Raw genomic sequence first — 18,275 nt, 5'->3', positions numbered from 1 at the left:
CAAGAAGCGGCCGGACCAGCTTTTCAGCCGGCCCGGCCCAGGGGAGGCAACTTCAGAGACGGATGCGCAGGCCAAGGAAATAACGCGGCCCATAGAAATGGAACTGACGCGAGCTGCCCTCGACCGGCATGTAGGTGACCTTGGGCTCATCGAAGATGTTGATCGCTTCGAAGCGAAGCTGGGCGCCCTTCATCAGATTGAGCGACGCGCGGAAATCGACGGTATTGTTGTCGTCGACATAGCGCAGCTGCGTATTGCCGCCCACGAAGTCCTGATAATATTTCGAGCGGAAATTGTAGATGCCCTGCACTGAAACCGGCCCGAGCTCGTAATATGCCTGCGCCGAAACCACGTGCCTGGAATAGCCGCTCAGGTTTGCCGCCGGGATCACGCCCGGCAAAACCGCACCGGTCACTGCATCGACCTGATCGCCATAGCGAATGTCGTGCGACTGATAGTTTGAATCGGCGAAGTTGTAGCTGACCTTGAAGCCCAGCCCGTCGAGCGGCTTGGGAAGCCAGCTCAGCCGATGCGCGGCAGTGATCTCAAGGCCCCAGATGCGGCTCTTGTCGTTGCTGTTCTGCGTCTGGGTGACGGGGATCGTCACATTGGTGCCGCCAACATTGAAGGTCTCGTCGATCACCACGGGGACGAAGCCGCCGCTGAACTGCTTGTAATAGATCGTGCCTGAAAGCAGCGAGTCGCGGTTGGGATACCATTCAAGTGCCAGGTCGCCGTTCCACGACATCAGCGGCTCGAGCCGCGGGCTGCCATTGGCGGTGATTGCATCGATCGCCGATTGGACCGTCGTAAACGAGGTTCCCGCTTCCAGCGTGATCGTGCGCCCCGCGCCCAGGCTGCTCGGCGCCGGACGCGACATCGCGCGATAGGCGGCGGCGCGCAGCACCAGATTGTCGCGCAGATCGAAGATCGCGTTGATGCTGGGCAGGGCCCGCGTCGTCTGGTTCTTGATCGTCACCGTTTCGAAATCGCCGGTCGAGACCAGACGGATGCTGCCGTCCGGATTGGTGATCACGTCCAGATCGCTGCGCAGGCCGTTCGAGGTCACTTGGCTATTGACCAAGCGTACGCCGATATTGCCGCGGATCGGCAGGCTGCCGATATTGCTCCGGTAATCGGCCATCACATAGCCGGCATAGACCCGCTCGGTGACGTCGCGATTGGCGACCGAGCGGACATCGGCGTTGCGGCCGGGGTCCTCGCTGCCGGTATATTCGCGAAACAGGCAATTGGGATCGAAGGTCGCCCAGCTCGTGACAGTGTTGCGCTCGGCTGCGCTCAGGAAATCGCGCTGTGGGAAGGAAGTGCGGCAGAGATTGTTGATCCGCCGGTCCTCGGTCATCGCCGGGTTGAGGCTGAATTCCTTGCGGTCGTCATAGTCGTTGAACTTGAGCTCGGAGATGCGCCCGCCGACCGAAATTGCGCTGATGAAGCCATCGAGTTTGTACCGCGCGTCGATGCGCCCCGCGATGATCTTGTTGTCGCGGCGGCTCTCGTCGCGCCGCATGCGCGCATCGTCCCAGAACAGATTATGGTTGTTGAGATTGAAGCGCGGATCGATCGTGATCACCGGCACATATTCGCCGGCCGGCAGCGAATAGCTATAGGGCACGCGCATGTTGTTGGCGGCGAAGCCCGGCGTCACCGAATAGAAGTTGCGCGTATTGTTGACGTCGAACGGGTCGGTGCGCAGGCGCGCATTGCGCTCGATCTCGGTGCGGACCGTCTGCGAATAGGATGCGTCCGCAGTCACGGTCAGCCGGTCGCCGGGCGACCATTTCACCTGTGCGCCGGCGCCCTTATATTCCTCGTCGCGCGACAGTTCGGACGCCGTCGATTCAAGCGAGCTGAGCCCGTTGAAGCTGCGCAGGACATGGTCGGCGTCGAACACGACATTGGTGAGGCCGAACCGCATTTCCGAGATGTTGAGATCGCGGCGGTGCTCGGTGAAAACGCGCGTAGAATATTGCCCATCGACATTAATCTCGAGCGTGTCGCTCGGACGCCACTGGATCGCGCCGAAAAATGCATCGCGGCGGTCGTCTTCGCTGATCTGGCGCCAGGCAAGCGAGTTCGGCACGAGGTAGAAGTTGGCGCCGGCTGCCAATTGCGCCCGAGTCAGCTCGGTGCAGTTGGCATTGGCGACCACAGTGGTCGAGCAGGCGGTCCAGGTCGAGCTGCCTGCCACGGTCTCTTCGGGGTTCGAGCCCTCATTGCGCTGGAAGCCGAGCGAGATGCCGATCTGGCCCAGTGCACCCACGTCGAACTGGTCGACATAGGAAAGCGTGCCGCGCCAGCCCCACGCGCTGTTGCCGGTGATCTTGTCGCTATAAGGCAGATAGGTGCCCTTCACCTCACCCTGGATGCGGCGCCCCTTCACGTCGAGCGGGCGCAGCGTTCCGAGCTCGATAGTACCGGCAACGCCGCCCTCGACCAGATCGGCCTGCTGCGACTTGTAGATCTTGATCTGATTGATCAGCTCGGAGGGAAACTGGTTGTAGTTGACCGAGCGATCGCCCGAGCCATTGGTCGCCTCGCGGCCGTTGAACGTCGAGTTCGACAGGAACGGCCCTAGCCCGCGCAGCGCGATTTCCGAAGCATCGCCCTTCTCGCGGTGCGTGGTCGCGCCGGTGATGGTCTGGATCGCCTGGCCCACCGAAACCGCCGGCAGATTGCCGATATCCTCAGACGACAAAGCGTCGACGATCGCGGTTTCGTTCTTCTTGACGGCGATCGAACTTTGGATCGTCTCGCGGATGCCCGAGACGATGATCTCCTCGTCGTCGGCAACTTCATCCTGCTGCTGCGTGGCGGGCACCGTCGCATCCTGCGCGAAAGCGGGCGCGGCCAGCGCCATGGCGGCGAGCGCGGAACCGGTCAGCAGGCTGCGGCGGAAAATCGTCGTGATGGGGGCGTGCGCGGAACGCATGAGCCTTCTCTCCCTGAATGTTATTTTATGCAACCGCTGGCCTGGTTAGACCAAACTGTCAAGCAAATTGGTATGTATCAGTGCCAGACAGTGCGTTAGGGCACGAGTTGGCTACGCAAGTCCGGTACGGCCGCGGCAAGATCGCGCGTAACCAGCCGCGCGAACACGGCTGCGCCGACGTCGCCGACATGAGTGTAATCGAACTTGCGCGTCACGGTGCCGCGTGGAGCCTTGGTGTCGGCGGGCGGCGCGGGGTCGGTCGCCGGCGCTTCCTTGGGGGGAAGCGTGGTGCCCTTTTCGGCCGCGGCGAGTTCGGCGGCGTCAGGGGCTGCCTGCGCAAGCTGGGTTGCGTCCTTGGCGCCCATCTTCTCCACCAGCATCGCGCTGCGCGCGTTGAGATCGACCAGCGGCACCGTCATCTCGGCGGCAACCTTGCGCACTTGGTCAGACCAGGAAGCCAGCGTGTTGTTGAGTTTGCCGTCCTTGAACTCGCGCCGGGTCAGCGGCGTCAGCAGCACCGGCACGGCGCCCGCCGCGCGCACTTCGTCGACGAACTTGCGCAAATTGGCTGGAAACTCGGTGGTCTGGTCGGTCCAGCGCTCGGATTTGCTCGATTGATCGTTATGCGCGAACTGGATCAAGACGTAGGTTTCGCGATAGCCGGGGACCTTGGCCTCGGCGAGCGCGATGTCCCATGATCCTTCCTGGCGATAGCTGCGCGTCGAACGCCCGCCGCGGCCGGCATTGAGGCACGCAACCGACGACTTCACATGCTTCGCGCAAAAGGCCGAGGCCCAGCCGCTGTGCGGCGCCATCGTCGAATCGCCGACTAGGATGATCTTGTACGGCGACAGCGCCGGCGCGTCGGTGCGTTCACGCGTCTGCGCGTTCGCCGTGCCGGCGACCAATACGGCGGCACCGGCCAGAGTGATGAGACCGCACATCAGGAGAACCCCAGTCCGCCGTTCACATCCATGCAGACGCCGGTTAGGAACCGAGCCTCGTCCGACGCCAGGAAAGCGATGCAATCGGCGACTTCGTCCGGATGGCCTTCGCGGCGCAGCGGCGTGTTGCCCGCCACTGCAGCGCGGCCTTCGGGCTTGGAGAAGATGTCGTGGAAGCTGGTGCCGATCAGCCCCGGGCAGACTGCATTGACGCGGATGCCCTGCGGTCCGAACTCTTTGGCCCAGCTGCGCGTCAACGTCATCATTGCGCCCTTGGCGGTGGCATAGATCGACGCACCCGGCCCGCCGCCGTCGCGACCCGCGAGAGAGGAGACGTTCACGATCGCGCTGCCCTGACCCATCAGCGGCTTCGCAGCCTTGGTGACCAGGAAAGCCGACTTGAGATTGAGCGTCATGACATGGTCGAAGAACGCTTCGTCCATGTCGTCGAGCGTCTTGCGCGCGACCATGCCGCCCGCAAGATTGACGAGCATATCAATCCGCCCGCCCAGCTTGGCCTTCACGCCTTCGATCATCGCCGCAACCTGATCTGCCTGCGTCACGTCGGCCTGGAAAACCTCGGCGGTCCCGCCGGCATCGCGGATTTCCTTGGCAGTCGCTTCTGCCGATGCCGCGTCGTTCAGATAGTTGATCGCGACATGCGCGCCCTCGCGCGCGAGCCGCAGCGAGACCGAGCGGCCAATGTCACGGCCGCCGCCAGTGATGAGCGCGACTTTACCTTCGAGATTCATGGATTTCCCTGCTTATTTTGGCCCTGTTGAGGCTGGATGGGAGCAGTGCGGCCACCGAGCAGCCACACCGAGAGAACGGCCACGGGCACGAGGCCCGCAGCGATGGCGAAGATCGGCGCGAAGCTCACCTGGGTGAGTCCGGGCACGAGCCAGGTGGTGATCAGCGTGCCGGCAACTGCGGCGGTGCCGCTAATGCCTGCAAGCGACCCCACGGTGCCGCCGCCGAAATAGTCCGAGGGCAGCGTCTGGATATTGTTGATGGCGACCTGGAAGCCGAACAGCACCACGGCGATCAGCAGCACCGCATAAAGCGGATCGGCCGCCTGCATGGTGAGCAGCAGCGAAGGCAGCATGATTGCCCCGCCGATCGTGATCGCACAGCGCCGGGCATTTAGCGCGCTCCAGCCCCGACCGATCAGGAAGCCCGAGAAATAGCCCCCCAAGAGGCTGCCAAGCATCGCCCCGACAAAGGGCACCCAGGCGAAGAGCCCGATCTGCTTGACGTCGAAACCGAAGGTCTCGGCCAGGTAAATCGGCAGCCAGGAGACGAACAGCCACCAGATCGGATCGAGGAAGAAACGGCTGACGATGACGCTCCAGCTCTGCTTATGCTTGAGCATCTCGACGAAACCGGGCGAATAGCCGGTGACCGCAGCGGTCGCGACGATATCGTCCGCGCCGGCATTGCCCAGGATATGCGCGCGCTCGTTCCCGCTCAGCCAGGGATGCGTGTCCGGATCGGAACGGTAGAGCCACAGCCAGGGCAGCAGCCACAAGAAGCCGAAGGCGGCGATGATCAGGAACGTCCCCTGCCACCCGAAACCGACAAAAAGCAAGGCGACGAACGGCGCCGAGATGATCCCGCCCAGCGATGCACCGGCGTTAAAGATGCCCTGCGCGAAAGCACGCTCCCGCGCCGGAAACCACAAGGCATTCGCCTTGGCCGCGCCGGGCCAGTTGCCCGCTTCGCCGATACCCAGCGTCACGCGCAGCAGCGCGAAGACGCCCAGTCCGCGCGCCACCGAATGCAGCCCGATCGAGATCGACCAGACGATGATCGACACCGCGAAGCCCATCCGCGTGCCGATCACGTCGAAGATGCGCCCGAACAGCGCTTGGCCGAACGCATAAGCGAGCATGAACACAGTGACGAGCAGCGCATAATCCGCCTTGTCGGCGCCGATGTCTTTCGAGACTTCAGGCCACATCACGGCGAGTGCGTTGCGGTCGATATAATTGATGACGGTGGCAAGGGCGATCAGTGCGATCACCCACCAGCGAAGCCCGCTCTTCATATCCTGACCCTCACTTGCCGAACCGGCCGACGGGGCCGGTCCAGCTCTGTTGCTTGCCATCGATCGTTGCGCTGTGCCGCGCGCCTGACGCGGTATCGTCGGCGATCGCGATATGGACGGTCTTGCCGCCGACCAGCGTAATCGTGACCAGATCGATCGCGCCGTCGCGGCGGTGCTTGAGGCCAGTCACGCGCGACGCGCTGGCAACCACAGTCTCGGCGCCCGCATCGTACGCGCCATGGGGCTCGAGCAGGCTGACGAACACGGCGTCCTTAACGCCATCCACCCGCTGGATCACCGCCGGCTCGCGGCGGAGGTTGAAGCGCGGATCGGTCGCGCCGCTCTCGGCCAGGATCACCTGTCCGCCCGCCGGGGGCAGCATCCGATAGCTGTAGAATCGGTTGCCCGTCATCCAGGTCAGCCTGCCATTATCGGCATTCGGCGTGCCCGTCGCATCTATCCAGAGGTGCTGATAGCCGAAGCCCTTGCCGAGCAGCGGCCGTTCGGCGGTGTTAGACCGGAGCGGGAAGCCCGTATCGATGATGTGGCCGGTGAAATGCAGCGGCAGATCATAGCGGTGCGGCTTGCTGCCGCTCGCCCGCAGCACATCGAGCACGATCGGCGCTGACAAACCTTCGATCTTGAGCGTCACCAGCGCGCGGCGGAACGCCACGTCCGGATAGGCACCCTTCATTTCGCCGATCGACCACTGCGTCGCGCCCTCGCCATTGAAGGAAAGCTGCGCCGGGGGCGTTTCGTTGGCGATCTTTTCCTTGGCGGCGAAATGGCTGACCTCGTCGACGACCAGCGTGTTGTGCGCGATCGTCTGCTGCGCCCAGCTGTCGTTTTCCTTGAGGTAGCGCCCGCCATCCTTGGCTTCGATATTGAGGAACCGCGCCGCGCCGTAATCGGTGACGATGGCGTTGCCATTGTCGTAGAACAGCCAGTTGAGCTTGTCGAAATGGCCGTGACCCATGCCCTGCGCGGTGTTCTTGGCGACGACCACGCTAGCGTCCGCCTCGGGTCCCGAACGTAGTACCGCGAGTGCGCCGTCATTACCCTCGGGTCCGTCGCCGAACAACGCCGAGGCAAAGGCGAACGGCTTGGCCTTGCCGGCCGCCAGGTCGCGCGCGACCATCAGCCCGCCGGGCGACAGCACCGTGCGGCCCTGCCACTTGGCGATGTCGAGCAGCCCCGGATCCCTGGTCGCCGCATAAGCGATCGAGACGCCTTGATAGAGCTCCTCGGTGCGCAGGCTCTTGTCGGGCATCGCGTCGTTGATTGGAAAGAAATAGCCCTGATAGCTGAGCTGGATCGCCGTCCGCACTGCCTTGAGCACCACGCCGCCCCGATAGGCGAAGATCTTGCGCGCAGGCTCGTTCGCTTCGATCGCCGCGGCGAAGACGACGAAGGGCTGAAGCGCATAACGCTGGTAATAGGGCCCTTCGGCATAATAGCCGTCGGGCGAGAAGAGCAGGTCGAGCTGGCGCAGGAAGCCGGTCTTCCCGCTCTTGTCGAGCCCGAGCAGCGCTTTGTCGACCAGATCCTTGTCGCCCAGCACATAGCCCGTCATGCCCACGGCGGCGCAGGCCCAAGTCGCGTGGTTGTGGATGCGATCGAAACTTTCGGCCGAGCCTTCGGACAGGAAGCGCGCCATCGGACGCAGCGCGCCGTCCTCGATAGCCTTGCGATCCGCCGCACTGAACGCCGCCTTGGCCGCGTCATAACCCTGAATCGCATGGACGAGGAACACGCTGTCGTTCAGGCTCTGCCAGAACAGGCGGCCTGCGGTCTGGTTGGCCTTGGCCGGGTGTGGCCCGAGCCCCGGATAGAGCTTGGCATATTCGAGTAGCAGCGCGCGGACATGCTCGGCATAGCGCTTCTCGCCGGTGATCCGATACAGCAGGCCGGCGCCATAGATCGCGCGATAATTGCGCTTGTGCTGCTCATGCGTGAAGCCGCCGCCCGGATCCTTGGGCACCGGAACATTGATCCCGGCGCGAATGGCGCCGTCGACCTCGGCGCGCATCCGCGTGATCTCGGCGGCGAACAGCGGGTAACGCTGGCCATCGCGCGCCAACTCCTGGAACTGCAATTCCGAAACCAGCGCGGGCGCCTGCGCGAAGGCCGGCGCCGCCAGCGCGAGGGCTGCGATCAGTGCAAGATTGCGCATCACGAGCCCACCCGATTGCGGACGATCACCGCGCGCTGCGGGCCCTTGAAGCTCAGCTCGCGGACCAGCGGCGCCGGCGTTGCGGCAAAGGCATTATCGGTAATGAAAGTCCAAGGCGTGCCGACGCTATGCGTCACTTCGATCGGCGCGCTCGCCGCGAATTTGTTGCCCGCGATCGTCGTCCATTGCACGCCCGACAACCGCACCGATGCACCGGCAGCCTTGCCGCTGCGCGAAACGCTCGAATTGCGGAGGGTGAAATAGGGGCCGAACGTGCTCTCGTCCGTGCCCCGCCGCAGCAGATCGGCGACCATCCCGACATCGGCAAATTCGCTTTCGCCGATCACCAGATTCTCCACCGGATACCAGCCCTTGCTGCCCTGTTCGGCGGTCGCGGCGACGATGGTTCCGTCAATGCCCCGGAACCGGCTTTTCGTGACCGCGATGCGATCCGCGAAGGTCCCGGCCGCGGTGGCGATGACATCGAAACGCCGGTTGCCGCCCTCCACCGAGACCCGGTCGAGCGTCAGCGCATAATTGGCGCGTGCGCTCGGCGCGATCTCGATGACCGGCGCGGGGGCGGCGATCTCCAGATCCTCCAGTGCCAGCCCGCTCCCGCCCACGACACGAAACAAAGCGGGGCCGCTGAACGACAGCCGCGTCGCCTGTTTCGGATTGCCGCGAATGAGAAGCCTGTGGGTCACCAGGATCGGCGCATCCGCCCGGTGGTCGCCGGCCTCGAGCTTGATCGAATCGCCTTCCGCCGATGCCGCGACAGCCGCGCTCAGGCTCTCGCCGGGCAGCACCGGAATGGTCCGCGGCGCATGCGCAGTCGTCGCCGTGACATACCAGCTGGCCCCCACCTCGCCGCGCGTAACCGGCTTCAGATCACGCGGTGCACCGGCCTTTAGGTTCTGCGGATACATCAGGCCATTCGCGCCCTTGACCAGCTTGGCCGACATCGCATTGCCGCTCTGCGCAATCCCCGATGCGTCGCCCACGGCGGTCATGGGGTCCTTGCCCCCGGCACCGATTACGAGATTATCGGCGAAACGGCTGGCCACCGGCGGCGCGCTGCGCTCGTCGTCGGCGCCCGCGGCCAGCGTGACGCGTGCGATATTGACGAAGCTGTTGCGCTCGATGACGGCGTTGTGGACCTGATGATAGCGGTTGATCACCGAATTGGGCACGCCGTTCATCACGGCCAGCGCGCTTTTCAGATCCTTGCCGGCCAGGTCCTGGAAATAGTTGAAGCGCACGATCTGATCGCGGTTGATCACCCGCACGCCGCCGGTGTCCGGCTTGTTGCCGCCCAGGAAGACGTTGCGCTCGACCAGGTTACCATTGCCGTGGCGGAGCACGAACGCGCCCTGCGACTGGAGCACGAGGTTTTCGCGAAGCACGTTGCCGCCCGATTTGATCGAGACGATCTCGACCTCGCCATCGCAGCGGTCGAAGATGTTGCGCTCGATGATCGTCTTTGAATCCGTCAGCGATTCATCGCTGGTGCCGACACGGATCGTCTCGCCGCCATTCGATCCGAGCACCGGACGCGGTCCGAAATAATTGTGATCGATCCGCGCGCGATTGGCTTCGGGGTGGCCCTTGTCGCGGATCACCGCCAGCGTGACGCCGGCATTTGCCTTGCCTTCGAAATGCGAATGATCGACGCGATTGTCCTGACCATAGATCGCCACCCACATATCCTCGGTGCGGCGATCGGCCTGATTGAAACGGTCGATCACCACCTCGGTTACGCGCGAGTTGCGCGCATAGGTCTTCGAATCCTTGCGAAACGCGATGACATGGTCGGTCGGCGTATGGCCGTTCTTGAAGACGAGCCCCGAGACTTCGAGATATTCGCCGCCAAGCCGCAAATTGGACTGGCCGGTGAGGATGACTCCGCCCTTGGTCTGCGCGGTCAGGCGGATCGGCTTGCCCGGAAGGCCCTTGCCGACAAGCAGGATCTGGAAATCGCGCCATTCGCCGTTGCGCAGAACGATCGTGTCGCCGGGCTGGGCGCGCTTCACCGTGGCATTATATTCAGCCGGCGTCTGGACGAGAAAGTCAGCGGCGTGCGCTGGAACGGCAATCGAGAAAACCAACCCTGCAATCGCCGCACGCATCATCTCGCCACTCCCGCTCTCGCCGGATTCGCCCGGTCTGAGACTGCGCTACTGGTTTACCAGCGGTCATGCAAGGTGGACTAATGCTTTGGTCTGGTCACTACGCGGCGGCTCGGGACTGGCTTGTCTACCCTTGCGCCAAGATACCCGCCACCTTGGTCGTCAGCGCTTCGATCGTGAAGGGCTTGGTCAGCAATTCCATGCCCGGTTCGAGATGGCCGTTCCCAACCGCGGCGTTCTCCGCATAGCCGGTGATGAACAGCACTTTTAGCTTTGGGCGAAGCATTCGGGCAGCATCGGCGACCTGCCGACCATTCATGCCGTTCGGCAGCCCGACATCGGTGATGAGCAAGTCGATCTTGGCACCCGACTGCAGCACCTTGATGCCGGCGGCGCCATCCGCCGCGCCGATCACGGTATAGCCCTGCTCGTCGAGCACTTCGTCGATCAGATGGCGGATCGTCGCCTCGTCATCGACGACGAGCACCGTTTCCCCGCTAGCCCTGATGAGTTCCGCAGAAGAGCCGTCGCTACCGACATCGACCGCATCGCCATCGTGCCGCGGCAGATAGATGCACACGGTCGTGCCCAGGCCGACCTCGGAATAGATCCGCACCTGCCCGCCGGACTGACGCGCAAAGCCGTACACCATCGAGAGACCGAGGCCCGTACCCTGGCCGAGCGGCTTGGTGGTGAAGAACGGCTCGAACGCCCGTTCGATCACTTGTGGCGCCATGCCCGTGCCGGTGTCGGTCACACAGATGGACAGATACTCGCCCGGCTCCATGTCGTGCTGAGCAGCGGCGCGCTGGTCGAGGCGCTTGTTCGCGGATCAGCCGATAGACGTCGGTCGGCCGGGGATCGAGCGTCTGCCGCCGCGAAAAGGCCAGCAGGCGCTGCGTCAGCGAGGCGGCGCGGCGGCCGGCCCCCTTCGCCGCAGAGATAAAGCGATCGGGCGTACTTTGTGGATGCGGATCCCTATCGCTGCGATGCCGGTTGCGGTCAAACGACGGCTTCGCAAAACCTAATCGCTTCGATGATTGCCATGATCACACCCAATGCCTCTGTGCGCTTTGTTGGGAGCCGCTCAACGGGCCGGAGCGTGCTTCAAGCACCAGTTTACAGGCGCAGTGCGCTTTGAACGATCAAGTGCCTCAAGTGTCTCCCCGAGCTCCCCCACAGTCCCAATTGCCGCATCGCCGGCTGTCACTCCTGCGCGTCGCGCAAAATCTTCCAACCAGACATTTCCCACACGCTTCAATGTAGCCTCATCAAACGGCCACGCCGAGCCGTCGTCGGCACGTTCGAACGTGGCGGTCATTAGATGTGCGGAGCACAGGAGAGACAGTTCGCGAGGGTCATTGGGCAAACCCGCCGACGCCGCCTGATCCTGCGCCTGCGCCTGCGCCTGCGCCTGCGCGGGAGGCGCAGAGAAACCCACGATCAACAACGCAATGAGCAGAGCGTAGCGGAACGTCGACATCAGATTCTCCGTTGATTTCATTGGCAGGAGTGCCAGGACGAAGTGCGCTGTCAAGAAGTGCATCCGCCTACAGTATTTGTCATTTTGTGAGAACGTCGGCTTTCCACCCAGACCCGGTCGGCCCGGAGCACTTGGACTGCCCCCAAGAGCAGCCATCGATCTTGGGCAGCTTGCGGTCCTTGAACTCAACTCTCACCGCGAGAAAGGGCGCTGATCCTCGGTTGGTCCCTCGCCAGGCAATGAGCCGACGTTCGGCATGTGCAGGCTCGTCGTGCTGGTCTTCGCCCTACCACCGGCGCGATTACATGATTTCAGCAACATGTTCGTGCTGGATGAAAATGTTGGCTGGCGCAGCCACCTGGCGGCGTCGCTGGCGGGAGGAAGGATTGCGGGGCCGCGCCCATAATAAGCGTTTCGACCAGGTCGCGCTTGACGCATCACCCCTGCGCATGTCCATGACTTCGCTTGGGAGCGCATGCCAAAGCCATGCCGGCTGTGGATGCCATCGCCATGTACCGCACTGCCTCGTCACGCTCGCGCACGGGGCGTCACGGAAGCAGGATAAGTTTCCCAACCGTACCTCGCTCAGCAAGGTCCCGATGCGCCTGAGCGGCTTCGGCAAGCGGGTAGCGGCCGCCGATGGTTATGATCAGCTGCCCTATCGCTGTCATCTCAAACAGATCGGCCAGGTCGCGCCGCATTTCGTCATGCTGTATTAGGGCGCCGAACGCGAAGCCGCGGAACGTCTGGTTCCCGAACACCATGCGCTTGAGCTCGGGTACGCCGAGCGAAAAAGACTGAAGATTGAGTGCACCATAGGCGACCAGCACCCCCTTCGGGGCGAGGATCTCGAAACATTTCTCAAAGACCGCACCACCGACCGAGTCATAGACCAGGGTCGGCGCGATGCTGCCCAGATCCTCATAGGCCAGCGTTTCATCGGCCCCCAGCGATCGCGCCAGCTCGCGCTTGGCCTTGTTGCTCGCGGCCGCAAATACCCGCGATGCACCAGCGTGGCGGGCAAGTTGGATGAGGAGCGAGCTCACGCCACCACCCGCCGCCGTGATCAGCACGTCGCGGCCGGCCGGACTAACCTCGCGTGTCAGGTACAGCGCGGTCAGGCCCTGGACAAGCAGCGCACAGCCCTCCGCAAATCCTAAGGCATCAGGCAACGGGACGGTCACCGCGGCATCGGCGACGCAATATTCCGCATAGCCACCCGTTAGCGTCCTCGCCGCAGCGAGCATCGCACCGACACGCTGGCCGATGGCAAGCTCCGCAACACCCTCGCCGAGCGCCTCGATGGTTCCGGTGACTTCCGATCCGGGTATTGCGGGCAGCGCGTAGGATGCGACATAATTGTCCTCGCGCATCAGCGTCTCGGCGAAATTGACCCCGGCGGCGGCGACGCGGATCAGAACCTGGCCCGGTCCGGGTTCGGGCTTCGCGACCTCGGTCAGGACGAGTTGGTCGGGTCCGCCATAGCGGGAGATCTGGATAGCCCTCATCGCGCCAGCTTTCTCGCGCGGCCCTCTCGCCGCAAGTCGCAATCGCGTATCGCCGCGATGCTGCCTTGATAATCGCTCGCGCCTGGCAGGCACGGCAGGGTGATCCAGGGGAGACGCGCATGGCGAAGCCGATCAGTGTTGCCGATTATCGCGAACGCGCCCGATCCCGCCTGCCGCGCTTCCTGTTCGATTATGTCGATGGCGGGGCGAACGCGGAGGTAACCTTACGCGCGAATGTCGCCGATCTCGAAGCAGTGGCGCTGCGCCAGCGCATCCTGGCGGGCAGCGATGCGATAGACCTCTCGGCCGAGTTGTTTGGCCAGAAATTAGCGCTTCCGGTGGCGCTGGCGCCGATCGGCCTGGCCGGCATGTATGCGCGACGCGGCGAGGTTCAGGCGGCGCGGGCCGCGCAAGCGGCGGGCGTGCCCTACACGCTATCGACCGTATCGGTCTGCACGATCGAAGAGGTCGCGCAGGCCGCGGCGCCATTCTGGTTCCAGCTCTATATGATCCGTGACCGCGGCTTCATGCGCGATCTGCTGGCCCAGGCGAAGCAGGCCGGCTGTTCGGCGCTGGTCTTCACCGTCGACATGCCCGTGGCCGGAATACGATACCGCGATTACCGCTCCGGGCTGGCTGGTGCGTCGGGACCTGCCGGTTCGCTGCGCCGCTTCGCACAGGCGGCGACGCGTCCGCGCTGGGCATGGGATGTTGGTCTGCACGGCCGGCCGCACCATCTCGGCAATATCGCGCCGGTGCTGAACGGAAGCACCGGGCTTGAGGATTTCTTCGCCTGGATGGGTGCCAATTTCGACCCCGGCGTCAGCTGGCAGGACCTGGAGGCGGTTCGCTCGGAATGGGATGGCCCTCTGATCGTAAAGGGAGTGCTCGATACCGAAGACGCCAAGGCAGTGGCGCAGATCGGCGCGGACGGACTAATCGTCTCCAATCATGGCGGGCGCCAGCTCGACGGTGCACCATCGAGCGCGCGTGCCTTGCCCGCGATCGCAGATGCCGTGGGCGACAGGCTGACCGTGCTGGCCGATGGCGGCGTGCGCACCGGGAGCGATATCGTACGGATGCTAGCACTCGGCGCACAGGGCGTGCTGCTCGGGCGAGCCTGGATCTATGCACTGGCGAGCGGCGGCGAGGCAGGCGTGCGGCATATGCTCGCGCGCCTGGAGGCCGAACTGCGCACCGCGATGATATTGACCGGCAACCGCAGCGTCGCCGGGATCGGCCGCGACACGCTGGTGCAAAGCGCATGAGCGATTCGCTTGCCGTGACGCGTGATGCGGGCGTGGGATTGATCCGCTTCACTTCGCCCTATGTGCTCGACATGCCGACGCGCGCCGCGATGGCGGCCGCCTTCTCCGAATTGGCCGCGGACGAACAAGTCCGTGTCATCGTCGTCAGCGGCGGACCCGATATCTTCATCAAGGGCGACGTCGGCATGCTTGCCGACAAGCATGCCACCGACATCAAGGCGCTCGACCTCCACGCTTATTGGAAACCCTTGCTCGACTGTCCCAAGCCGGTGATCGCTGCCGTGGCCGGACTGGCGTGGGGCGCGGGATGCGAACTGGCAATGATGTGCGATTTCATCGTTGCCGATCCGGCCGCGCAATTCGCACAGCCCGAAAGCCGCCTGGGCGTAATGCCCGGCGCAGGTGGATCACAGCGCATGATCCGGACGCTGGGCAAGCAGATGACCAGCTATCTGTTGATGACAGGTGATCCGCTTTCGGCAGAACGCGCCTGGCAATTGGGATTTGTCTGCGAGCTCACCGCGCCGGGAAAGGTGGAGGCCAAAGCCATCGAAATCGCCCGCCACCTAGCAGCGCAGCCCCCGCTATCGCTCGCCAATATCAAGCGCTTGCTGGCCGCAGGTTCGGACTTGCCGTTGCAGGAGGCAGCGGCACTCGAACACGAAACCTGGATCGCGATGTTTGACACTGCCGACCAGAAGGAAGGGATGGCGGCCGCGCTGGAAGGGCGGCCGCCCATCTTCGAGGGCCGTTAGGCGGCTTCCGCCTGCTCGACGATCACCGCTCGGGCCGCACCGCGTGTTATCAGCATCGTCAGTGTTGCCAGCACCAGCCCGCTCAGCGCCACCACCGCCATCGACGGCGCGAGGCCCGTCTTCGCAGTGAAGACATTGTCTGAGAGGATGCCGATCATCAGCGGCCCCAGACCCATGCCGACCATCGTCACCACCAGCAAATAGATGGCGATGATCCGGCCGCGCATCCGTGCAGGCGTCATCAGCTGCAACGCCGTCGCCTGTACGCTCGAGGCAGCGGTGGTCAGCATCATCGTGGGAACCATCAGCGCGAAGGCCAGAGTATAGTTGCCGACCAGGAACGCGATCGGCATGATCGGAATCTGCGCGACGATGCACCAGAAGATCACTTTCACGGTCGCATCGCGCACGCCGCGCCGAGTCAGCCAATCGACCGCGAATCCGCCCAGCACCATGCCCGCGCTGCCGAACACTCCGACGATCGCGCCCATGACCAGCCCGGTGGTGCGCGCGTCCAGACCGTGGACGCGCATGAACAAGGCCGGTGCCCAGAGGAACACGACGTAATTGGCGACATTGGCAAAGGCGAAGGCCGTCAGCGCCCCGATCATCGCGGGTTTGCGATTGCCGATATAGCGCCAGAGCTCGCTGAGCGGCGGCGGCGCGCTACGCACCTTGCGGGGTGCTTCGCGCAGCGTCAGCACCATCAGCAAGGCAAGCGGGAAGCCGAGCAGCCCGACCGCAAACAATGCAAGCCGCCAGCCGCCGATCTCCCCGATCAGCGGCAGCGTCATCGTCGCATGCTTCGCCCATTCAACCAGCACGCCGCCAAACGCCATCGCCAGCCCGCCGCCGACCGAGACTCCCGCGGCATAGATCGCGATCGCGATGCCCAGCCGTTGCGGCGGGAAGCGATCGGCCAAGGTCGAATATGCGGCCGGCGACAACGTCGCCTCGCCGACCCCGACCAGGGTACGCATTGCCATCAATCCGGCGAATCCGCCGACGAACCCACTCGCGCTCGTCGCCAAGCTCCACGCGACCAGGCCCCAGATGATCAGCCAGCGCCGATCGGTGCGATCGGCCAGGGCGCCGAAGGGCAAGCCGAGCAGCGAATAGAACACCACGAACCCAAACCCGATCAGCATGCCGATTTCGGTGTCGCTAAGCAGGAACTCGGCCTTGATCGGCGCGATCAGCAGACTAATCAGCGTCCGATCCATGAACGAGAGCATATAAGCGACCGAAAGCAGGCCAACGACATAATAGCTGTAGCCAAGTCTCTTTTCGGGCGCCGGGGCCGTGTCGATCGGCCCCGGACCTCCGATCGCATCGTTTGGGCTACTTGCCATGTCGGTCATCTCTCCACCGCCATTGCGGCATTTATAGTGTTGCTTGCGACCCAAGGATTATCGTCGCCTGGCTGGACAGGAGCATGCCGTTGCCATGCGCCAGGCTCAAATTGACGTCGGCCACCTGGCGCTCTCCGCATACGCCCATCAATTGATCGCTCGCCTCGGCGAGCGCGAACAGGCCGTACATGCCGGGATGCACGCAGGAGAGGCCGCCGCCATTGGTGTTGACCGGCAGCGCGCCGCCGGGCGCGATCCGCCCGCCCGATACGAAAGCCCCGCCCTCGCCCTTTGCGCAATAGCCAAGGTCTTCGAGAAACAGGATCGGATTGATCGTAAAGGCGTCGTACAATTGCAGCGCATCCATCTCGGCCGGCGCATAGCCCGCCTGCGCGAATGCGCGACTGCCGCTTTCGACCGCGGCTGTGATGGTGAGATCGGGCATCGCCGCGATCCGGTTATGCGTGGTGGCCGCAGCTCCACCCAGCACATAAGCAGGGCGCACGCACAGATCCTTGGCACGGTCGGCGCGGGTCATCACGATCGCCGCCGCACCATCTGTCACCAGGCAGCAATCGCGCAGTGACAGCGGGTCGCACACCATGCGCGACGCCAGCACATCGTCAATGCTCAGCGGCCCGCGGGCATAGGCCTGGGGATTCAGGTTCGCCCAATGCCGCGCTGCCACTGCAACCTCAGCCAGTTGCTCGCGCGTCGTGCCATATTCATGCATGTGCCGCGAGGCGGCCAGCGCATAGGCCGACATCGGATAGCGCGCCTGGTAAGCACCCTCATACGGATCGGGCTTGGCCGGGATCATCCCGGGGGCGGTCCGCTGGGTGCTGCCATAAGCGATCAGCGCAACGTCGCAGAGCCCGGCATCGAGCGCGAGCGCGGCCGCAATCACATAGGTCTGGAAAGCCGACCCGCCGGTGCGGTTGTTGTCGGTGATCCGCGGCTGGATCCCGAGATACTCGGCGACGCTCAGCCCCGATACGAAATCGACCGGCAGCATAGCGAACAAGCCGTCCACGTCGCCCGGCGTCATCCCGACCTTGGCCAGCGCCTTGATGCTGGCCTGCGCGAGGAGATCCATGGCGGCGAAGCCAGGTGCTTCGCCGATCGCATGTGTCGCGGTGGCGACGATCGCAGTCTTGCCGCGGGGAAATGCCTCGCTCATGCGGCGGCGTCCGGCTCGAAGACCACAAAGGGATGACCCTCTTCCATGCTGACAATCTTCGCGGTCACCCGCATGCCGATCTTCACTTCATGCGGCGCGATCCCGTCCACCCGGCTCATCATGCGCGGGCCTTCATCGAGATCAACGAGCACGACATTGGTATCGGGTGCAGGCGGCTTCGATCGCTGGACGGTGGTGGCATAGATCGTGCCGCGCCCACTCGCCTCGACCCACTCCAAGTCTCCGCCGGTGCGCGGCTCGGCGACGCGCGGGTAAAAAAGATGACGGCCGGATTCCCGCGCGCGCTGGATCATGAAGCGGCCTTCGCCAAGGAAGCGCAGAAAGTCTTCTGCCGGCTTGATCACATCGGGCATCTTCAAGGGCTAGCGCTACGCCCTCGGGCGATCACTTCGCAAGTCGGCATTGCTGCGATTGCAAAAGCAAAAAAGGGCGGCCGGTTTCCCGGCCGCCCCCTCGGAAGGTTTGCGC

General features: G+C 64.0%; 13 protein-coding genes and 1 pseudogene. 2 read left to right on the top strand and 12 right to left on the bottom strand.

Annotated features, from left to right (window positions below; all coding sequences use genetic code 11):
- Positions 1–52: 52 nt before the first annotated feature.
- The 9 genes and pseudogenes from ACZZZM_RS07395 to ACZZZM_RS07355 all read right to left on the bottom strand — a co-directional run bounded on the left by ACZZZM_RS07395 (position 53) and on the right by ACZZZM_RS07355 (position 13,231).
- Complete coding sequence (locus ACZZZM_RS07395; protein ID WP_463594464.1) at positions 53–2,950, bottom strand: TonB-dependent receptor; 2,898 nt, start codon at positions 2,948–2,950, stop codon at positions 53–55.
- A gap of 95 nt (positions 2,951–3,045) precedes the next feature.
- Positions 3,046–3,894, bottom strand: coding sequence for a rhamnogalacturonan acetylesterase (locus ACZZZM_RS07390; RefSeq protein ID WP_463594463.1), 849 nt, complete (start codon positions 3,892–3,894; stop codon positions 3,046–3,048).
- The gene (locus ACZZZM_RS07385) at positions 3,894–4,646 is read right to left on the bottom strand and encodes an SDR family NAD(P)-dependent oxidoreductase (RefSeq protein WP_463594462.1); all 753 of its coding nucleotides are present in this window, start codon (positions 4,644–4,646) and stop codon (positions 3,894–3,896) included. The genes ACZZZM_RS07390 and ACZZZM_RS07385 overlap by 1 nt, the downstream gene beginning before the upstream one ends.
- On the bottom strand, positions 4,643–5,941 hold the full coding sequence (locus ACZZZM_RS07380; RefSeq protein WP_463594461.1) for an MFS transporter: 1,299 nt from the start codon (positions 5,939–5,941) through the stop codon (positions 4,643–4,645). Before ACZZZM_RS07380 ends, ACZZZM_RS07385 begins: the two co-directional genes overlap by 4 nt.
- Before the next feature lie 10 nt (positions 5,942–5,951).
- Positions 5,952–8,114, bottom strand: a complete 2,163-nt coding sequence (locus tag ACZZZM_RS07375) for a heparinase II/III domain-containing protein (RefSeq protein ID WP_463594460.1) — start codon at positions 8,112–8,114, stop codon at positions 5,952–5,954.
- Positions 8,114–10,243 (bottom strand): polysaccharide lyase 6 family protein, encoded by a 2,130-nt coding sequence (locus tag ACZZZM_RS07370; RefSeq protein WP_463594459.1) that lies wholly within the window; start codon positions 10,241–10,243, stop codon positions 8,114–8,116. Before ACZZZM_RS07370 ends, ACZZZM_RS07375 begins: the two co-directional genes overlap by 1 nt.
- A gap of 124 nt (positions 10,244–10,367) precedes the next feature.
- A pseudogene (locus ACZZZM_RS07365) lies at positions 10,368–11,193 on the bottom strand (response regulator); the annotation flags it as partial.
- Positions 11,194–11,327: 134 nt separating this feature from the next.
- The gene (locus tag ACZZZM_RS07360; RefSeq protein WP_463594458.1) at positions 11,328–11,744 is read right to left on the bottom strand and encodes a hypothetical protein; all 417 of its coding nucleotides are present in this window, start codon (positions 11,742–11,744) and stop codon (positions 11,328–11,330) included.
- Between the two features lie 527 nt (positions 11,745–12,271).
- Positions 12,272–13,231, bottom strand: coding sequence for a quinone oxidoreductase family protein (locus ACZZZM_RS07355; RefSeq protein WP_463594457.1), 960 nt, complete (start codon positions 13,229–13,231; stop codon positions 12,272–12,274).
- Between the two features lie 119 nt (positions 13,232–13,350).
- Between ACZZZM_RS07355 and lldD the strand changes: the two genes are divergently transcribed.
- Together lldD and ACZZZM_RS07345 are read left to right on the top strand one after the other, a co-directional pair.
- Positions 13,351–14,499 carry an FMN-dependent L-lactate dehydrogenase LldD gene (gene lldD, locus ACZZZM_RS07350; RefSeq protein WP_463594456.1) on the top strand — a complete coding sequence of 383 codons (1,149 nt, stop codon included), beginning with the start codon at positions 13,351–13,353 and terminating at the stop codon, positions 14,497–14,499.
- Positions 14,496–15,254 (top strand): enoyl-CoA hydratase-related protein, encoded by a 759-nt coding sequence (locus ACZZZM_RS07345; RefSeq protein WP_463594455.1) that lies wholly within the window; start codon positions 14,496–14,498, stop codon positions 15,252–15,254. The genes lldD and ACZZZM_RS07345 overlap by 4 nt, the downstream gene beginning before the upstream one ends.
- Here ACZZZM_RS07345 and ACZZZM_RS07340 read toward each other — a convergent pair.
- From ACZZZM_RS07340 to ACZZZM_RS07330, 3 genes are read right to left on the bottom strand one after another with little or no spacing between them, the layout of a single operon-like run.
- Positions 15,251–16,606 carry an MFS transporter gene (locus ACZZZM_RS07340; protein ID WP_463594454.1) on the bottom strand — a complete coding sequence of 452 codons (1,356 nt, stop codon included), beginning with the start codon at positions 16,604–16,606 and terminating at the stop codon, positions 15,251–15,253. The genes ACZZZM_RS07345 and ACZZZM_RS07340 overlap by 4 nt on opposite strands.
- A gap of 31 nt (positions 16,607–16,637) precedes the next feature.
- Positions 16,638–17,786, bottom strand: a complete 1,149-nt coding sequence (locus ACZZZM_RS07335; RefSeq protein ID WP_463594453.1) for an acetyl-CoA acetyltransferase — start codon at positions 17,784–17,786, stop codon at positions 16,638–16,640.
- Entirely contained in the window at positions 17,783–18,160 is a 378-nt protein-coding gene (locus ACZZZM_RS07330) for a Zn-ribbon domain-containing OB-fold protein (protein WP_463596402.1), read from the bottom strand. The genes ACZZZM_RS07335 and ACZZZM_RS07330 overlap by 4 nt, the downstream gene beginning before the upstream one ends.
- Positions 18,161–18,275: the final 115 nt, after the last annotated feature.

It is taken from the genome of Sphingomonas sp. AC522, from assembly GCF_979258125.1.
This window is presented reverse-complemented; position numbering and strand designations above follow the sequence as displayed.